The 17,207-nt window shown below is 65.8% G+C and carries 13 protein-coding genes and 2 pseudogenes; 6 read left to right on the top strand and 9 right to left on the bottom strand.

Going from position 1 to position 17,207, the window contains the following annotated elements:
• Positions 1 to 45 precede the first annotated feature (45 nt).
• Positions 46 to 1,191, bottom strand: coding sequence for a thiolase family protein (locus D3H54_RS24760; protein WP_149382073.1), 1,146 nt, complete (start codon positions 1,189 to 1,191; stop codon positions 46 to 48).
• A 102-nt stretch (positions 1,192 to 1,293) separates the two neighbouring features.
• Positions 1,294 to 2,831: pseudogene (locus tag D3H54_RS24755) on the bottom strand (acyl-CoA synthetase).
• Between the two features lie 28 nt (positions 2,832 to 2,859).
• On the opposite strand from D3H54_RS24755, the gene D3H54_RS24750 reads away from it, so the two are divergent.
• On the top strand, positions 2,860 to 3,951 hold the full coding sequence (locus D3H54_RS24750; RefSeq protein ID WP_168214966.1) for a LuxR C-terminal-related transcriptional regulator: 1,092 nt from the start codon (positions 2,860 to 2,862) through the stop codon (positions 3,949 to 3,951).
• A 5-nt stretch (positions 3,952 to 3,956) separates the two neighbouring features.
• Here the strand turns inward: D3H54_RS24750 and D3H54_RS24745 are convergent, their stop codons facing one another.
• The 5 genes from D3H54_RS24745 to D3H54_RS24725 are packed head-to-tail and all read right to left on the bottom strand — an operon-like array spanning position 3,957 to position 8,504.
• A complete protein-coding gene (locus D3H54_RS24745) occupies positions 3,957 to 4,166 on the bottom strand; it encodes a ferredoxin (RefSeq protein WP_210419589.1) in 210 nt (69 codons plus the stop codon).
• Positions 4,163 to 5,518: a cytochrome P450 gene (locus tag D3H54_RS24740; RefSeq protein ID WP_149382069.1), complete on the bottom strand. Its 1,356-nt coding sequence runs from the start codon at positions 5,516 to 5,518 to the stop codon at positions 4,163 to 4,165. Before D3H54_RS24740 ends, D3H54_RS24745 begins: the two co-directional genes overlap by 4 nt.
• The gene (locus D3H54_RS24735) at positions 5,515 to 7,035 is read right to left on the bottom strand and encodes an aldehyde dehydrogenase family protein (RefSeq protein WP_149382067.1); all 1,521 of its coding nucleotides are present in this window, start codon (positions 7,033 to 7,035) and stop codon (positions 5,515 to 5,517) included. The genes D3H54_RS24740 and D3H54_RS24735 overlap by 4 nt, the downstream gene beginning before the upstream one ends.
• Position 7,036: 1 nt before the next feature.
• Positions 7,037 to 8,107: an alcohol dehydrogenase catalytic domain-containing protein gene (locus D3H54_RS24730; protein WP_149382065.1), complete on the bottom strand. Its 1,071-nt coding sequence runs from the start codon at positions 8,105 to 8,107 to the stop codon at positions 7,037 to 7,039.
• The gene (locus tag D3H54_RS24725; protein ID WP_149383723.1) at positions 8,100 to 8,504 is read right to left on the bottom strand and encodes an SCP2 sterol-binding domain-containing protein; all 405 of its coding nucleotides are present in this window, start codon (positions 8,502 to 8,504) and stop codon (positions 8,100 to 8,102) included. The genes D3H54_RS24730 and D3H54_RS24725 overlap by 8 nt, the downstream gene beginning before the upstream one ends.
• 197 nt (positions 8,505 to 8,701) lie before the next feature.
• On the opposite strand from D3H54_RS24725, the pseudogene D3H54_RS24720 reads away from it, so the two are divergent.
• Positions 8,702 to 10,922, top strand: a pseudogene (locus D3H54_RS24720) (molybdopterin-containing oxidoreductase family protein).
• A 1-nt stretch (position 10,923) separates the two neighbouring features.
• Here the strand turns inward: D3H54_RS24720 and D3H54_RS24715 are convergent.
• Positions 10,924 to 12,135, bottom strand: coding sequence for a CaiB/BaiF CoA transferase family protein (locus D3H54_RS24715; protein ID WP_149383722.1), 1,212 nt, complete (start codon positions 12,133 to 12,135; stop codon positions 10,924 to 10,926).
• 215 nt (positions 12,136 to 12,350) lie between these two features.
• On the opposite strand from D3H54_RS24715, the gene D3H54_RS24710 reads away from it, so the two are divergent.
• Entirely contained in the window at positions 12,351 to 13,814 is a 1,464-nt protein-coding gene (locus D3H54_RS24710) for an aldehyde dehydrogenase family protein (RefSeq protein ID WP_286199324.1), read from the top strand.
• 9 nt (positions 13,815 to 13,823) lie between these two features.
• Complete coding sequence (locus D3H54_RS24705) at positions 13,824 to 14,672, top strand: mycofactocin-coupled SDR family oxidoreductase (RefSeq protein ID WP_149382061.1); 849 nt, start codon at positions 13,824 to 13,826, stop codon at positions 14,670 to 14,672.
• Positions 14,673 to 14,685: 13 nt separating this feature from the next.
• On the opposite strand, the gene D3H54_RS24700 is transcribed toward D3H54_RS24705, so the two are convergent.
• The gene (locus tag D3H54_RS24700; RefSeq protein ID WP_286199323.1) at positions 14,686 to 15,813 is read right to left on the bottom strand and encodes a cytochrome P450; all 1,128 of its coding nucleotides are present in this window, start codon (positions 15,811 to 15,813) and stop codon (positions 14,686 to 14,688) included.
• Positions 15,814 to 16,169: 356 nt separating this feature from the next.
• Between D3H54_RS24700 and D3H54_RS24695 the strand changes: the two genes are divergently transcribed.
• Both D3H54_RS24695 and D3H54_RS24690 read left to right on the top strand, forming a co-directional pair.
• The gene (locus D3H54_RS24695; protein ID WP_149382057.1) at positions 16,170 to 16,808 is read left to right on the top strand and encodes an alpha/beta hydrolase-fold protein; all 639 of its coding nucleotides are present in this window, start codon (positions 16,170 to 16,172) and stop codon (positions 16,806 to 16,808) included.
• Positions 16,774 to 17,205: an alpha/beta hydrolase gene (locus tag D3H54_RS24690; protein WP_168214965.1), complete on the top strand. Its 432-nt coding sequence runs from the start codon at positions 16,774 to 16,776 to the stop codon at positions 17,203 to 17,205. The genes D3H54_RS24695 and D3H54_RS24690 overlap by 35 nt, the downstream gene beginning before the upstream one ends.
• Positions 17,206 to 17,207 lie beyond the last annotated feature (2 nt).

Here is a 17,207-nt window from a genome sequence, read left to right as displayed (position 1 = left end):
GTCGCCGCGGCGGTACCCGGGGCGCCGTCGAGAACGCCCATGTGTCTACCGCGTCAGGATCGTCGCCGCGGCGGTACCCGGGGCGCCGTAGAGCTGGGTGAAGCCGACTTTCGGCTCGCCGGGAATCTGGCGGTCGCCGGCCTCGCCGCGCAACTGCCGCACGATCTCGTGGATCTGTCGCAGGCCGGACGCTCCGATCGGCTCGCCGTTGGCGATCAGCCCGCCGTCGGTGTTGATCGGCATGGACCCGTTGATCTCGGTCTCTCCGTCGGCCAGCAGCCGCTCCTGGTCGCCGTCTGCGCAGAACCCGCATTCGGCCATGTGGATGATCTCGGCGCCGGCGTCGGTGTCCTGCAGTTGGATCACGTCGACGTCTTGCGGTGACACACCGGCCTTGTCGAACGCGGCGCGGGCCGCGTGCACAGTCGGTGCGACGTCCTCGTCGACGGGGCCGAACGTGGTGTTGACCTCGTAGGCGCCGTAGCGGCGGGTGCGGACTTCGACCGCCTTGAGGTAGACCGGCTTGGATGTGTACCGATGCGCGATGTCCGCGCGGCACATGACGACCGCGGCGGCGCCCTCGTCGGGCGCGCAGAACATGTACTGCCGCAGCGGGTAGTTCAACACCGGCGAGGCCATGATCTCCTCGATCGAAATCTCCTTGCGGCGGAATGCATTCGGGTTCAGCACACCATTGCGGAAGTTCTTGTTCGCCACCCGCGCCAGCGTCTCCTCGGAGATGCCATGGTCGTGCAGGTAGCGGTTGGCTTTCATACCGAAGAACTGCGTCGTGAGGTACTGGCCGTTCTCGGCGTACCAACGCGGCATCCCGACCAGGGCCGGATCCTCGGTGAAGGCGCCGCGCGGATGCTTGTCCAGCCCGATCGCGATACCGATGTCGTAGTCGCCCAGCCGAATCCCGTCGGCACACGCCTTGGCGGCGCTGGCCGCCGTCGCGCAGGCATTGAACACGTTGGTGAACGGGATCCCGGTCAGCCCCACCATGCCGACGATGGCGTCGGGGTTGGCGACCGTCCAGCTGCCGCCGGTGGCGAACTGGACGTCCTTCCATTCGATGCCGGCGTCGGCGACGGCGGCGAAGATCGCGTCGACGCCCATCGCCATTGCGGATTTGCCCTCGAATCGGCCGAACGGGTGCAGGCCGACGCCGATGATGGCGACATCGTTCATGTGCGCGGGTCCTCTCTGCGGGCCGGCACGAGCATATACGAACTGTAATTCTTACAGTAGACGATGCAGTTCATCGCTCGGTTCGCGAATCGAACCCTCGGGCTACCCAGATTCGGCGAGCAGGCGACGCAGATTTCCCTTCACGAGCTTGCCGGTGGGCGTGCGCGGCAGTTCGTCGACGAACTCGAAGCGACGAGGCACCTTGTATCCGGCGATGCGGTCGCGCAGATCCCTGGTCAGACGGTCCACCAGGGCTTGGCTGGGTACCAGTCCGGGGCGCAGCGCAAGGACTGCCGTCACCAGCTCGCCGTATTCGTCATCGGGTACCCCGAGTACCGCCACGTCGTGGACGTCCGGGTGCAGGGTGAGTGCGTCTTCGATCTCCTGGGGGTAGATGTTGACTCCGCCCGAGATGATGGTGAATGCCTGGCGGTCCCTCAAGAACAGGTACCCATCGGCGTCCAGGTAGCCGATGTCGCCGCAGGTGGACCATGTCGGGTGGTCGGCCAGACTCGCGGCGGCGGTCTTCACCGGGTCGCGATGATAGGCAAATGGCATCGTCTCCCGTTCGAAGTACACCAGACCTGTTTCACCGCAGGGGAGTTCAGTTCCCGCGTCGTCGCAGATGTGAATTGTGCCGAGCTTCGCGCGGCCGACCGACCCGGGCTTGTTCCGCCACTCGTCGGGTCCGATCATCGTGATCCCACTGGCCTCGGTGGACGAGTAGTACTCGTGCAGCACCGGGCCGAACCAGGACAGCATCTTCTCTTTGACTTCGGTAGGGCACGGCGCGGCGGCATGGATGACGCATGTCTGCGACCGCACGTCGTACCGGGCTCGCACGTCCTCGGGCAGTCGCAGCATGCGTACGAAGTGAGTCGGTACCCATTGACTGTGGGTGACGCGGTACTCGCCGATGGTGCGCAGGGCTGCCTCGGGGTCGAACCTGCGTGCGGCCAGCACGGTTCCCCGAGCGACTGCACGATCATGCCGAAGCGCAGCGGAGCTGCGTGGTACAGCGGGGCTGGGGAGAAGTACACGGTGTCCGGCGACATCGCGTAGGCGCCGCCGAACGTGGCGACGTACGGGTCGCCGGGGTCACCGACCTGCCGGTTCGGCAGTGCCGGTTTGATCCCCTTCGGTCTGCCGGTGGTGCCCGAGCTGTAGATCATGTCGGCGCCGCGCGGTTGGTCGGCCGGTGGGATCGGTGAGCCCGCGGCGGTGAACGCCTCGTACGAGTCGAAGCCCGACACCTGGCCGCCGTAGGCGAGGCGCAGTCGCAAGGCCCGGGCGGGTGCGACGGCTCCGGCGGCGAGATCAGCCAGGTCTGCCGAGACGATGAGCACGACGGCCCCGCAGTCGTCGATGACGTAGCCCGCCTCGGCCGCGGTCAGGTGCGTGTTGACGGGGGTCAGGTACAGGCCCGAGCGCAGGCACGCCCAGTACACGACGAACATCTCCACGTCGTTGCTGGAGAGCAGCGCCACGACGTCACCGCGCCCCAGACCCGCCTTGCGCAGGGCATCGGCCAGGCGCGTCGACCGTTCTTCCAGCTGCTGGTAGGTCAGCCGCTGACCTTCGTCGACGATGATCGCCGCCGGTTTATCGGGATCGATGTGGGCGTGAACTCCTGGATACACCGAGATGTCCTTCCTCTATTCTTATGGCGTGGATCACAACGACGGCGCGTCACTCGCGTCGTCACTGTCGGAAGAGCAAGCGCGGGCCCTGCTGGCCGGCTTGCGGTCGCTGACCGCCCCGAATACGCGCGATGCGCGCGATGCGGTCTCTGACGCGTGGTCATTGCTGGCTGAGGCACTGTCGGAGGCGCCGACCGCCGAGATGGTGATGGCGGCGTTGCTGACGCTGCGCAACACCGACGAATCGTTGCGGGCCGAACAGGAGAGGTCGCGCCGACTGGGCTCTGTGCTGGCTCGACTGGAGGCAGCGCCGTGCACAATCGCCGGGCTGACCGCCGTCGCTCCGCAGCTCGTCGTCGACCTCGGTTTCGACCGGGCGATCTTCTCGCGCATCGTGGATCACGTCTGGGTGTCGCAGTCGGTGTGCATCCCTGACGATCCGCAATGGGCCGCCGAGATCAACAAGGTCGGTCAGGAGCAGCCGCAGCCGCTGGTGCCCGGTCTGCATGAAACCGAAGTCGTACGCCGGCGCGAGGCGCGGATCGTCACCGACGTCCAGCACGACCGTCGAGTGCACCGTCCGATCGCGGATGCGTCGAGGTCGCGGTCCTACGCTGCGGCACCGGTGATGTCCGGGGGCCGGGTTGTCGGACTGCTCCACGGTGACTGCTACAAGCAGGACCGCGACATCGACGGCATAGACGTCGAATTGCTGGCGGATTATGCGAACGGTCTGGCGCTGGCGCTCAGTCGCGCCCGGGCGGTGGAACAACTCGACGCTTTGGGATCTGCTCTCCGGTTGGCCGCCAACGATTGTGACGAGGCGGTCGCCGGCGCGCACGAGTTCACCCTGGACGACGACGTGCGGACCCGGACCGAAATGCCGTCGGCACCGAGAGTTGTTCGCCGGGCCCTGAATTCGGTCCGGGCCGTCCTGACGCCGCGAGAGACCGAGATTCTCGAACAGATGGCCCAGGGCCGGACCAACGCCGCGATCGCCGCCAAGTTGTTCATCACCGAGGGCACGGTCAAGCAGCACGTGAAGCACATTCTGCGCAAGGTCGGCGCCGAGAATCGGGTCGAGGCGGTGTCGTTGCTCTATCAGTCGGACCACGCCTGACGCGCTCACCCCAGCAGTTCGACGGTCACCGATCGAGTGGGACAGGCCGCGACGACCGCATCGAGCTCGGCCAAGCGCGATGCATCCACCAGATCACTGTGCAGGTGTGCACGGCCGTCGTCGTCATCGACTTCGAAAAGATCAGGAGCCAACCCTTCGCACATCCCGATGCCGGCGCACCGGGTGATGTCGATCGTCACCCGGCATCGGCTCATCGGCCGACTCCCGGATCGAACGGCATACTCAGCACGCCGCGAATGAAGTTGGTGCGAACCAACTCCGGCTCGCCGGTGACGAAATTCGGGGTCTGTTCCCGAAGTTCCCGGAACAGGGAACGTAGCATCACCTTGGCCAGCTGGCTCCCGAGGCAGTAGTGGATGCCGCCGCCGCCGAATGCCATATGCGGATTCGGATTGCGTTGCAGTTGGAATGCATTCGGATCGGTGAACACCGTCTCGTCACGATTGCCGGAGGCGTACATCATGACCACCTTGTCGCCGGGCAGGATCTGCTGTCCGGCCAACTCGTAGGGGGTCACACACGTACGGCGGAAGTTCTGCACGACCGATCCCCAGCGCAGGAATTCCTCGGTGGCCAACCCGATCCGCCCGTCGAAATCGTCCCACAGCCATTGCCGTTGATCGGGAAAATCGTTGAGGGCCTTGGCCGCCAGACTGGTGGTGTGCCGGGTGGTGTCGTTTGCAGCCACCGAGAACAGCACCATGGTGGCGCCGATCTCGAAGTCTGAGAGCTTCTCGCCGTCGATCTCGGCGTGCACCAATGCGGTCAGCAGATCCTCTGCCGGTTCGTTGCGGCGCAGTTCGATGAGTTCCTCGGTGATGTCGTGGATCCGCAGGGCGGCCTCCACCTGTACTTCGGCAGGGTCTCGGCCGGCCAGCAGCACCGGGTCGGCCCACGCCTGCGTCTCGTCGGCGGCGTGGACCACCGTCGCGCGCAGTTCTTCGGGGAAACCGAACATGTAGCCGAACATCTCGGTGGGCAGGTGGCGGGCGACATCGTCGACGAAATCCACCTCGGCGCCGGCACGTGCCTTGTCCACCGCCGCGGCGACGATCCGCTGTGCCCGCTCGGCGATATCGGATTCGATGCGACGGATCTGGCGGGGCGTGAACACCGACGAGACGAGTCGGCGCACCTTGTGGTGCTGAGGGTTGTCCATCGCGAGGAAGGACATGGCCATCTCCAGGAACACCGGCGGCAGCATGTCGAACATCACGCCGTAGCGGGAGACGAAAACCTCGGAGTTCTGGCTGATCTCGAGGATGTCCTTGTGCCGCAACACCGCCCAATAACCTGGATCGTCGGGGTCCGGGGACACGGCGGTCTCGATCGGTGGTTGCCAGCTGACCGGCCGGTCGCGCCGCAGTTCGGCGAAGATCGGGTCGCGCTCAGGGAGATCCAGATCCCAGAAGGCATCCGAGGACACGTTCAGCGGGTCGTGGCGTCGGGTGGCGGCGACGTCGTTGGTCGGCGGCAAGTCGACGTCGTCGTCTTCGTCGTCGAACGACAGGTCGGCGCAGAAGAGTTCATTCTCGGTACTGGTCATCGCGAGGCTCCTTGGTCGGCGTGGCTGAGCAGCAGGTCGTAGGGTTTGGCGTCGCGGCCTCCTGACAGATCGAGGTGGACGGTCTTGATCTCGGTGTAGGCGTCCAACGCGTCGGGACCGAGTTCACGGCCGAGGCCGCTCTGCTTGTAGCCGCCGAACGGCACTTGGCAGTTGATCTGGTGCGCGTCGTTGATCCACACGCTGCCGGCCTGGATACGTCCGGCGATGTCGAGCGCGCGGGCATTGTCGGAGCTCCAGATGCTGGCTGCCAGACCGTATTCGGAGTCGTTGGCGATCCGTACGGCGTCGTCGCTGTCGGTGTAGGGAATCACGACCAGGACGGGGCCGAAGACCTCCTCCTGTGCGATCCGCATGGCGTTGCGGACTCCGGTCAGGATCGTCGGCTGGAACCAGAAGCCGTCCCGGTCCAATGCCTCGCCGCCGAGTGCCACGGTCGCGCCTTCGGCGACTGCGCCCCGGACGTAGTCGAGGATGCGCTGCTGTTGTCTGGCGTCGATCACCGGGCCCATATCGGTATCCCAATCGCGCGTGGGGCCGATGACGATGGTCTGCGCCCGGTCGACCAACCGCCGGACGAATTCGTCATGCAGATGGTCGGGTACCAGTGCGCGGGTGCCGGATTCGCATACCTGACCGGAGTAGACGAAGCAGCCGTAGAGCACGCCGTCGACGGCCATGTCGAGGTCGGCGTCATCGAGCACGATCGACGGACCCTTGCCGCCGAGTTCGAGGGTGACGTGTTTGACGGTGCCGGACGCCAGACTCATGATCTCGCGACCGACGGCGGTCGATCCGGTGAAGGCGATCTTGCCGACGTCGGGGTGGCTTGCGAGCCGGGCGCCGGCGTCGCGGCCGTCGCCGGGAACCACATTGAGCACACCGGGCGGTAATCCGTTCTGCTCGGCGATTCGGGCGAACGCCAAGATGGACAGCGGTGTGTGCTCGTCGGGCTTGACCACCACACTGTTGCCCGCGGCCAGTGCCGGCCCGACCTTCCACAGCGTCAGCAGCAGAGGGAAGTTCCACGGTGCGATCGCCCCGACAACGCCGATCGGCTCGCGATGCACGACCGACTGGCTCAAGGCCGGGAAGCTGGCGATGGGGGCGGGGCGTTGCCAGGCGTAGGTTTCGGCCAGGTCGGCGAAGTAGCTGAAATGTGCCAGCGCGTAACCAATGTGGAATCCGGTGGCCTGCCGCACGGTGGCACCGTTGGCGCTGAGTTCGAGTTCGACGAGTTCGTCGGCGACGTCCGTCGCGGCAGCCACGATCCGCCGCATGATCGCGGCGCGTTCCTGCGGGGTCTTGGTCCGCCACACCCCGGACTCGAAGGTGCCTCTCGCGGCGGCGACGGCGGCGTCGATATGCCCGGCATCACCCCGGGCGACGGTGGCGATCGGCGCGCCGGTGCTGGGATCGACGATGGTCATCAGCCGGTCCGAGTCGACTTCCTGTCCGCCGATCCGCATTGAATGATGCTGTAGTTCAACAGTTGTCATGTCATCTTTCCGGATCAAGGATGATCTTGGTGGCCTCGCGTGCTTCGAACATCCGGTAGGCTTCGGCCGCCTCCGACAGGCCCATCCGATGTGTGATGATCGAACTGGGCCGCAGCCGGCCGGCAACCGTCAGCGCAATCACCTCGTCCATGTACTCGGTGATGTGCGCAACCCCCATCTCGACCTTGATTCCCTTGAGGTAGAGCTCACCGAACGGAATGGTGATCGCGTCCTCGGTGTACACCCCGGGGATGGACAGGGTGCCGCCGGCGCGCACCAGCGAGATGGCCGACAGCAGGGCCGATTCGTGGCCGACGGCGTCGATGACGACATCGGCGCCGCGCCAGTCGGTCAGGTCCAGCACGGCGTCGGCCGGCTCGACCTGATCGGCGTTCACGGCGATGGCGCCCTGGTTCTCGGCCTCCTTCAGGCGAGTGTCGACCCTGTCCACCACGATCACCTGGCCGGCTCCCAGGGCGCTTGCCGCCATCGCCGCGCACAGACCGACGGGACCGGCGCCCACAACAGCCACGGTGTCACCGGGCCGCATGCTCCTCGCCACCGCTTCGTACCCGGTGGTCATGATGTCGCCCGCGAACAGGATGTCCTCGTCGAACCGCGCATCGTCGGCAGTTCCCGCATCGGGAATGCGGCGCGCGGTCAGGTCTGCGTTGGGCACCACGACGTACTCTGCTTGCCCGCCCGCCAGATCGCCCAGTGCCAGACCCAGGCCGAAAATTCTTGAGCCCGCGCAGTTTCCGGGTTGATGTCGTCTGCACTGATAACAGGATCCGCAGCTGACCACACACGAACTCACCACGCGGTCACCCTCAGAGAACTGTCCCACCGCATCCCCGGTGGCAACGACGGTCCCCAGGAACTCGTGGCCGAGCACGATGTCGGGCTCGACCTCCAGTCGGCCCTCGTACGGGTGCAGGTCGGTCCCGCAGATCGCGGTCCGCTCCACGCGAATGATGACGTCCGTGGGGTGTGCGATCGTCGGGACCGGGACCTCGGCCACCTCGACGACATGCGGTGCGCGCAGCACCGCGGCCCGCATGACGTCAGGCATTGGTGGCGGCATCCTTCTCGGCGATCTTGGTGCGGTACATCGGGAACAGCGGCTTGGTCAGCGGAACGAGCTTCAGAATCTTGTTGACCGGTCCCTTCGCCTTGACCTGGCCCTTCGCCAGACCGATCGCGAGGTTGTATTCACCGCGCCAGAACTGGTCGGCGGTGTCGCCGCGCATCAGCAGCGTGACGTCCGGCTTGACGTCGGTGGGGCCGGGAATGACTTGGTAGTCGTCTCGGAACGCCATCGTCATCTCACAATCCGGGTCGGTGTAGATGACCCGCATGACGATGTTGGCGCCCCTGAGCTTGGGACCCGATTCCGGGTGTTGGCCCGCATCACGGAACACGCCGCCGATGTACTTGTCGAGTTCTGCCTGATCGGTGAAAAAGCCCATGTTCTCAGTCGCTTTCGGTTCGGCTGTTGCGGTGATCACGATGCAACCACCGGATGGAGATTCCGGGTCAGACCCGAGGGAGGACTGTTTGTATCCCCGAAGAGGTACCGCGTGGGATCTCAGCCGGTCAGGTCGCCTCGCATGTGCGCCCACCGCGCATCGGTCCGAAACAAACGGACGACTGTAAGACGCACAGTATGGTGACCTACGTGGCGTCCACGATCGAGCACAAGACCACGTTCTGCCGCATCTGCGAGCCGCTGTGCGGCATGGTGGCCACCGTCGAGGACGGCCGTCTGACAGCCCTGCGCCCGGACAAGGACCATCCCCTCTCGGCCGGTTTCGCCTGCCAGAAGGGCATCGCCTTCACCGAGGTGCAGAACGATCCGGACCGGGTGACCACGCCACTTCGGAAGACTCCTGACGGCTATCAGCCGGTGAGCTGGGACGAGGCGCTCTCCGATATCGCCGCCCGGTTGACGCGGATCCTGAACGCCCGCGGGGCGGGCGCGGTCGGCTGGTACATGGGCAACCCCGGTGCTTTCAGTTATGCGCACACCTTCGCGGCCCTGGGCTTCATCAAGGGTCTCGGCCGCGGCGGCCACTACTTCACGGCGTCGTCGCAGGACACCAACAGCAGGCTGATCGCCAGCCAGATGCTGTACGGGGCCCCGACGTCGGTGCCGATCCCCGATCTGACGCGAACCGACCTGCTGGTCATGATGGGCGCCAATCCCGTTGTCTCCCATGGCAGCTTCTTGACCGCGCCGCGGATCAAGGACCGCATGCACGACATCGTCAAGCGGGGCGGGCGTGTTGTCGTCGTCGACCCGCGCCGCACCGAGACAGCGGCGGCCTTCGAGTGGTTGCCCATCGTGCCCGACGCCGATTCCTTCCTGCTGCTGTCGCTTCTGCAGGTGATGTTCGCCGAGCGCCTCGTCGACACCGCACAGGTGAACGCACAGGCCGACGGCCTCGACTGGCTGCAATCGCTGTGCGCGCCGTTCACCCCCGGAGTCGACCGCAGCGAGCACCGGCATCGATGCCGACAGTGTCCGGTCGCTCGCCCGGGATCTGGTGCGCGAGCCACGGGCGGCCGTCTACGGCAGGCTCGGTACCTGCGTCGGCCGGTACGGCACACTCACCACCTACCTGATCGATGCGGTGAATCTCGTTGCGGGAAACCTCGATGCACCCGGCGGATCGGTGTTCAGCTCGATGGAGACCGTCGGAGGGCGCTGGCAGGCCACGATGATGGGTCTCGCGATGCGCCGCTCATACCGCAACCGGTCGCGGATCGGCGGGATCCCCATCGCCGTCGCGATGGAACCGGCAGCGCTGATGGCCAAAGAGATCACGACGCCGGGCGACCGGCAGATCAGGGCGATGTTCGTCTCCGCGGGCAACCCGGTGTTGTCGGTGCCCAACGGCGACGAACTCGAGGCGGCGTTCGATTCGCTGGAATTGTCGGTAGCCCTTGACTTCTACGTCACCGAGACGACCGGCAGGTGTGACTACATCCTGCCGGTGACCACGATGTACGAACGCGATGATTTCCCGTACACGTTCCAGGCCTTCCAGGCCACGCCGTTCCGGCAGGCCACCGAGGCCGTGGTCGCCCCGGCGGGACAGGCCCGGTCGGAATGGCACATCGTCGCCGATCTGATGGCCCGGCTGGCGCCCGCAATACCGGCCTTCAGGGTGTTCGCTACCGCACGTAAAGCATTGGGGCGCTTCGGGGTTGACCTCCAGCCGCGGATGATGATCGACGCGCTGATCCGGATGTCGCAGGGCGGTGACCTGTTCGGATTGCGTCGCGGCGGCCTGACGCATCGCCGGTTGACCGAGGAACATCCGCACGGCGTGGTGGTGGCACCTCATATTCGCACCGGTGCGCTGCGCAATTCGGTGGCCTATCTGTCCCGCCGGGTTCGGCTGAATCATCCCGGTATCGCCGCCGAGGTCGAGAAGCTCGGCAGCAGTGGTCATCCCGAGGGTTATCCGTTGCGGATGATCGGTATGCGCGAGCCGCGTTCGGAGAACTCGTGGATGCACAATTCGCCGCTGCTGATGCGGGGGGAGCGGGGTCACCGCGCGCTCATCGGAGTCGACGACGCAGCCGAATCGGGCATCGCTGACGGTGATGTGGTGCGGGTGTCGTCGCCGTACGGCGAGATCACCGTCGAGGTGATGACGACCAAGGACCTGATGGCCGGCGTGATCGCCGTCCCGCACGGGTGGGGGCACACCGGCACCGGGACGTGGAAACTGGCCAATCGCGCCGGCGGGTCCAACGTCAACCGGTTGACCTCGAGCGAGCCCGAAGACGTCGAGTCGCTGTCCGGGATGGCCTGGCTGACCGGCGTCCCGGTTCGCGTTGAGCGCATTTCCGAAGGGATCGCAGCCAACCCGGCCTGAGTCAGGCGATCGCGCCCGACTCCTTGAGCGCCTCGATGCGGTCCCAGTCGACGCCGATCTCCATCAGCACGATCTCGGTGTGCTCGCTGGCCTGCGGCGCGCGGGTGGTCTCCAGCGGTTCGTGATTGAACTGCACCGGCCCGCGAACCACCTTGAACGGCGCTCCACCGTCAGCGGCTTCCACCTCGACGATCATGTCGTTGGCGATCGCCTGGTCGTCGGAGGCCAAGTCCACCAGACTCTGGAAGGGCGCCCACTGACCCTTCATCGTCTTGAGGTGCTGACGCCAGTAGTCGAACGGCTTGGCGGCGATCGCCTCGGTGATGAGTCGGACGCCCTCTTCGGCGTTCTGGATCAGTGGCATCACCTCGGCGAACCGGGGGTCGTCGGCGAGCTCGGGCAAGCCGAGGTGTTCCCAGGTGTCGCGGATGTAGCCGGTCGGGCTGACGATGCACAGGTTGATCGTGCCGCCGTCGGAGGTCAGGTAGTTGGCCATGAACGGGTTGACCGATGTCGTGGTGCCCGGCATCAGCGACCGCATGGTCTCCCCGGTCTCCATACCCTGGGTGACGCTGGCGCCGGCCGCCCACCATGCGGTGCTCAGCAACGACACATCGATCTCCACAGCCTCGCCTGTCCGCTCCCGATGGAACAGCGCCGCGGAGATGCCGCCGGCGATGTTCATTCCGCCGATCGAATCGCCGAACGCCGGAATGCCCTGCGGCAGGGCGCCTCCGAGTTCCTCCGGGGTGAGCGCATGGCCGACGCCGCTGCGCGTCCAGAACGCGGTCCCGTCGAAGCCGCCGACCAGGCGCTCGGGTCCCTTGTCGCCGTAGGCGCTGCCGCGGGCGTAGATGATGTTCGGGTTCACCGCACGGATGTGCTCGACGTCGAACTTGTTCTTCTGCCGGGCTTGCGGCATGTAGTTGGTCAAAAAGACGTCGGCCGTCTTCGCGATCTCGTACAGGACCTCCTGACCGTCGGGTGTGGAGACATCGATGCCGACGCTGCGCTTGCCGCGGTTGGGATGCTCGATCAGCGGGTGCCGGTTCGGGTCGAGTTGAAAACCGCCCATGTTGATGAAGCCGCGCTGAGTGTCGCCGCGGACCGGGTGCTCGACCTTGATGACGTCGGCGCCCCAATCGGCCAGGATTGCCCCGGCCGCCGGAACGAACGTGAACTGCGCGACCTCCAGTACCCGGATGCCGTCCATCACCTTGATCACGATCAATCCCTTTCGCCCGGCGGTGGTAACCACATTCTCACACCCCGGACGCTACGGGTCGAGGAATCGGGCGAACCCCGCTGCAGTTTATTACTGTAACGTTTACAGTTGACCGTCCCGGAAGAGAAGGTGGTACGTCGGTGGGCGAGCAGGGTGCGAGCGTCGAACTGGGCTTGCGTGCGGCACAGCGGGCCGAAACCCGGATGCTCATCGATGGAAAATTGGTCGCGGCCGCCGACGGCGCCGAGTTCGACAACGTCAGTCCGGCTACCGGCCGGGTGTTGGGGGTCACCGCCGCCGCCGGGGCCGCCGATATGGATCGCGCCATCGCCGCGGCTCGACGGGCATTCGACGACACCGACTGGTCCACCAATCGCGCGCTGCGCACGCGGTGCCTGGCCCAGCTTCAGGCTGCGCTGGTGTCCGAGAAGGAAGACCTGCGTGAGGAACTGGTCGCGGAGGTCGGCTGCCCGCTGATGTCGACCGGCGACGCTCAACTGGAATGGCCGCTGGCCGACTCGCTGCGCTACCCGTCTCGGCTGATCGACGAATTCGACTGGGAGCGAACGCTGGACGGCGGCGGGCTGTTCGGTGACCGCAACGTCCGCACCGTCGTCAAGGAGCCGGTCGGCGTGGTTGCGGCGATCACGCCGTCGAACTACCCGATCGAGGTCATCCTCAACAAGCTCGGCCCGGCGCTGGCCACCGGCAATACCGTGGTCCTCAAGCCCGATCCCAATACCCCGTGGAACGCCACCCGCATCGGCCGGCTGGTCGCCGAGCACACCGACATCCCGCCCGGTGTCCTGGGCGTGGTGCCCACCCCGGATAACGAGGTCGCCGGGCTGCTGGCCACCGATCCGCGGGTGGACATGGTGTCGTTCACGGGATCCACCGCCGTTGGCAAGCAGTTGATGCGTGACGGCGCCGACACCATGAAACGCACATTCCTGGAACTGGGCGGCAAGTCGGCGCTGATCGTGCTCGACGACGCCAACCCGGCGCACATCATTCCCGGTGCGGTCGGCGTCTGCGTGCATGCCGGGCAGGCCTGCGCGCTCACCACGCGGTTGGTGATCCATGAATCGCTCTACCCCGAGGCACTGGCTGCGATCACCGCCGCCTTCCAGTCGGTACCGGTCGGCGACCCGGCGCTGCCGAGCACGTTCGTCGGCCCCCTCGTCAGCGCGAAGCAGAAGCAGCGGGTGCTCGACGCATGCGATCAGGCCCGTCGTGACGGTGCCGAAATCGTGGTCGGCGGAGGCAGTTTCAACGGTCTGCCGGACCATCTCGCCGGTGGGCATTTCGTCGCGCCCACCGTGATCATCGGTGCTGACCCCCGGTCGGCGATCGCCCAGCAGGAGATCTTCGGACCCGTCCTCGTGGTGCTGCCATTTCGCGACGACGAGGAGGCGATCCGCATCGCCAACGACAGCGCCTACGGGTTGGCCGGCGCGGTGCTGTCGGGGTCCGTGGAGCGGGGCACCGCCGTCGCGCGCCGGATCCGTACCGGCTCGATCGGTGTCAACGGGGGAATGTTCTACGGCGCCGACGCCCCGTTCGGGGGTTACAAGAACAGCGGCGTCGGACGTCAGTGCGGCATCGAGGGATTCGGCCAGTACCTGGAGACCAAAACCCTCGCGTTCCGCGCTCCACGCCAGTCATAGGAGAACCCAATGGGCAAGTTGGACAACAAGGTTGCCGTAGTCTCCGGAGCTGCGCGCGGACAGGGCCGTTCGCACGCGGTCGCCCTGGCCGCCGAGGGCGCGGACGTCATCGTGCTGGACATCTGTGCCGACCTCGAGGGCAACACCTATCCGCTGTCCCGGCCCGAGGACCTCGACGAGACCGCGCTGCTGGTGGAAAAGGAAGGCGCGCGGTGCTTCTCCGCGATCTGCGATGTCCGTGAGCGCGGTGCGGTGTGGCAGACGATCGCCGACGCCGTCGACGAGATGGGGCACCTCGACATCGTCGTCGCCAACGCCGGTATCTGCCCGATGGGCAGGCGGCAGACCCTGCAGTCGTGGTCGGACACCATCGACACCGACCTGGTCGGGGTGTTCAACGTGATCCAGGCCAGCATGCCGCACCTCAACGACGGCGCATCGGTGATCGCGACCGGTTCGCTGGCCGCACAGCTGGGCAGCGCCACCAACCAGGGCCCAGGTGGATCGGCCTACAGCCTGGCCAAACAGATGGTCGCCCACTACGTCAACGATCTGTCAGTCCAATTGGCCAAGAGGATGATTCGGGTCAACGCGCTGCACCCGACCAATGTGAACACCGACATGCTGCACAACGAGGGCATGTACCGGGTGTTCCGGCCCGACCTGGCGTCGCCGACGCGAGACGACGCCGAACTGTCCTTCCCCGCCATGCAGGCGATGCCGGTGCCCTACATCGAGCCGCGCGACGTATCGGCCGCCGTGGTGTTCCTCGCCAGTGACGATGCCCGCTACATCACCGGAACGCAGATGCGTATCGACGCAGGCGGTTACGTGAAAACCAAGCCTTGGAAGGGTTGAGCAGGGTTGACCCTCACACCGCGGTGAAGGTCACCGGCAGTGCGGTCGGCGACCGGAACGGCTGGCCGTGGATGTGCGGATCGTCGTCGGTGATGAGCGTGATATCGCCCAGCCGATCCAGTAAGGCCTCCACTGCGACGCGGGTCTCCATCCGGGCCAGGTGCAGACCCATACAGGTGTGCTCGCCCGCCGCGAACGTGATGTGCGGGGTGTGTTTGCGGGTGATGTCGAATTTCTCCGGGTCCGGCCAGCGGTTCGCGTCGCGGTTGGCCGAGCCCATGCACACGTCGATCACCGAACCAGCCGGTATCGCAACACCTTCCAGCTCGCTGTCCTCGGTGGCGAACCGCTGCACGGTGGTCAGTGGAGTCTCGTAGCGCAGGCCTTCCTCGATGGCCGGCGCCAGCAGTTCCCGGTTGGCCTGCACCGCCGCGAACTGTTCGGGATGGGTGAGCAACAGGTAGAGCAGATTGCCCGACGACCGGTAGGTGGTTTCCAGGCCGGCCGGGAGAAGCAGCCGCAGGAATGAGTAGATCGCCTCGTCGGTCAGCTTCTCCCCGTTGATGTCCGCACTGACCAGATCGCCGATGATGTCGTCGGTCGGCTTCGACCGGCGTGTGTCGATCTGTTCCAGGAAGTAGTCTTTGAGCGCAGCCGAGGCCTCGAATGCTCTCCGGTAGTCGACTGCATAACTGATCAGCTGGACCGCGCGCCGCCGGAAGGTCGGCAGGTCCTCTTCGGGTAGACCCAGCAGCCGGGTGATGACGCGGGTGGGGAATTCGAAGGTGAATGCCCGGACCAGGTCGGTGTGTCCGTCGCGGATGAATTCATCTATCAGGCCGTTGACGATGGGGCGGACGATCTCAGGCTCCCAGCGCGCCAACGACTTCGACTTGAACGCCGCGGAGACAAGATTGCGGTGATCCCAGTGCGCCTTGCCTTCCATCGCCAGCAACGACGGCCCGATGAACAACCCGATGGTGGAGTCGTAGATCGCGGAGTTGAAGACCCGGCCGTCGCGCAGCACCTTGTTCACCGCGTCGAAGGACACCGCGGCATACTCCTGTTTCGGGCGCAGCGACTCCGGAGTCTTGGAGTAGTCCATCACTGTGCCGCGGAAGATCCCTGGGCCGCGGCGCATCTCGGCGAAGAACGGATACGGATCCCGTAGGTAGCCCGGGGGAAGTTGCGGCACGGCAGCATCGGTATCCCGGGTCTGGCTTCCCACGGCTACCCCTCTGCTCGGGACTCTACTGTAATAGTTACAGTAGAGTACACGACGGAAGATGTCTCTCGTGTTCATGTGCGCGGAACGCCACGCCGCAGCGGCACTAGCATGGCTCGCAGCAAACAAAACAGTTATCGAACTTCCCCCACGTCCACACCATTTTTCAGGATTTGGCCTGCATGGACCGCCATCGTTAGGCAAAGTTCCGTGTCGATATGCGTCGACGCATGCCTAGGCAGATGTGACCCGTCTCGAGACCGAGGAGTCCCATGATCACAATCGACCGTCATCGTCGCGGCTTCAGGAGTCCGATCGCCACCCGGATGCGGTCGGTGGGGATCCATCTGGCCGCCGTCCTGACTCTCATTCCCGCCGTGTCGGCTCCCGTTGCCGTCGCCGATCCGGGCCAGGGCGCGTACATCACCGACATCCAGCACGTCAACGATCGCTGGGACAAGGTGTCGGTGTATTCACCGGCGATGAACACCGTGGTCGTGAACGACGTATTCAAAGCACCGCGCTCGGGGGCGCCGACGTTCTACCTGCTGCCGGGGATCGACGGGGGTAACGATCTCGATCCCGGCGGCATGATCCCGCCCGGCGGCAAGGCGTGGTTCGGAATGACCGACATCCAAGGCTTCTTCGCGAACAAGAACGTCAATGTCGTGTCCCCGCTGGGCGGCGCCTTCAGCTGGTGGACCGACTGGGTGGCGGATGGCAGCAAGCAGTATCAGACGTACATGACGCGCGAACTACCGCCGTTGATCAACAAGCAGTATCACGCGAATGGCAAGAACGGCGTCGGCGGCTTGTCCAGTACCGGCGGCACCGCCATCGACTACGCCGTGCAGGGCCCCCGGCCTCTTCAAGGCGGTGGGCTCCTACAGCGGATTTCCCTCGACCTCTGATCCGGATGAGGCGCAGAACATTTCGCTGACGCTGTCCGGTGGTGGCCAGAGCGCGGAGGCCATGTGGGGACCCTTGGGCGGACCGGTGTGGGTGCAACACGATCCGTCGAAGAACGCACCCCGCCTCAAAGGTGTTGCGGTGTACGCGGCGGCGTCAGAAAGTGGCGGCGTCGGCGATGTCGACCGGCTCCCGCCCGGGTTCGGCCCCAACATCGCCGGTGGTTTCATCGAGCGCGTCGTCGCCGACAGTACGAGGCGGTTCGCCGACGCCGCGGCGGCGGCCGGAGTGCCGATCCACTATGTGGTGCGCCCGGAGGGCTCGCACACCTGGGGGCTGTTCGAGTCCGAGATGCAGGAGTCGTGGAATACGACCATCGGACCGGCGCTCGGGGCTTAGAT

Origin of the sequence: Mycobacterium sp. ELW1, assembly GCF_008329905.1 — a bacterium.
Lineage (GTDB): Bacteria > Actinomycetota > Actinomycetes > Mycobacteriales > Mycobacteriaceae > Mycobacterium.
The sequence above is the reverse complement of the archived record's forward strand: the minus strand, read 5'-3'. Positions and strand labels throughout refer to the sequence as shown.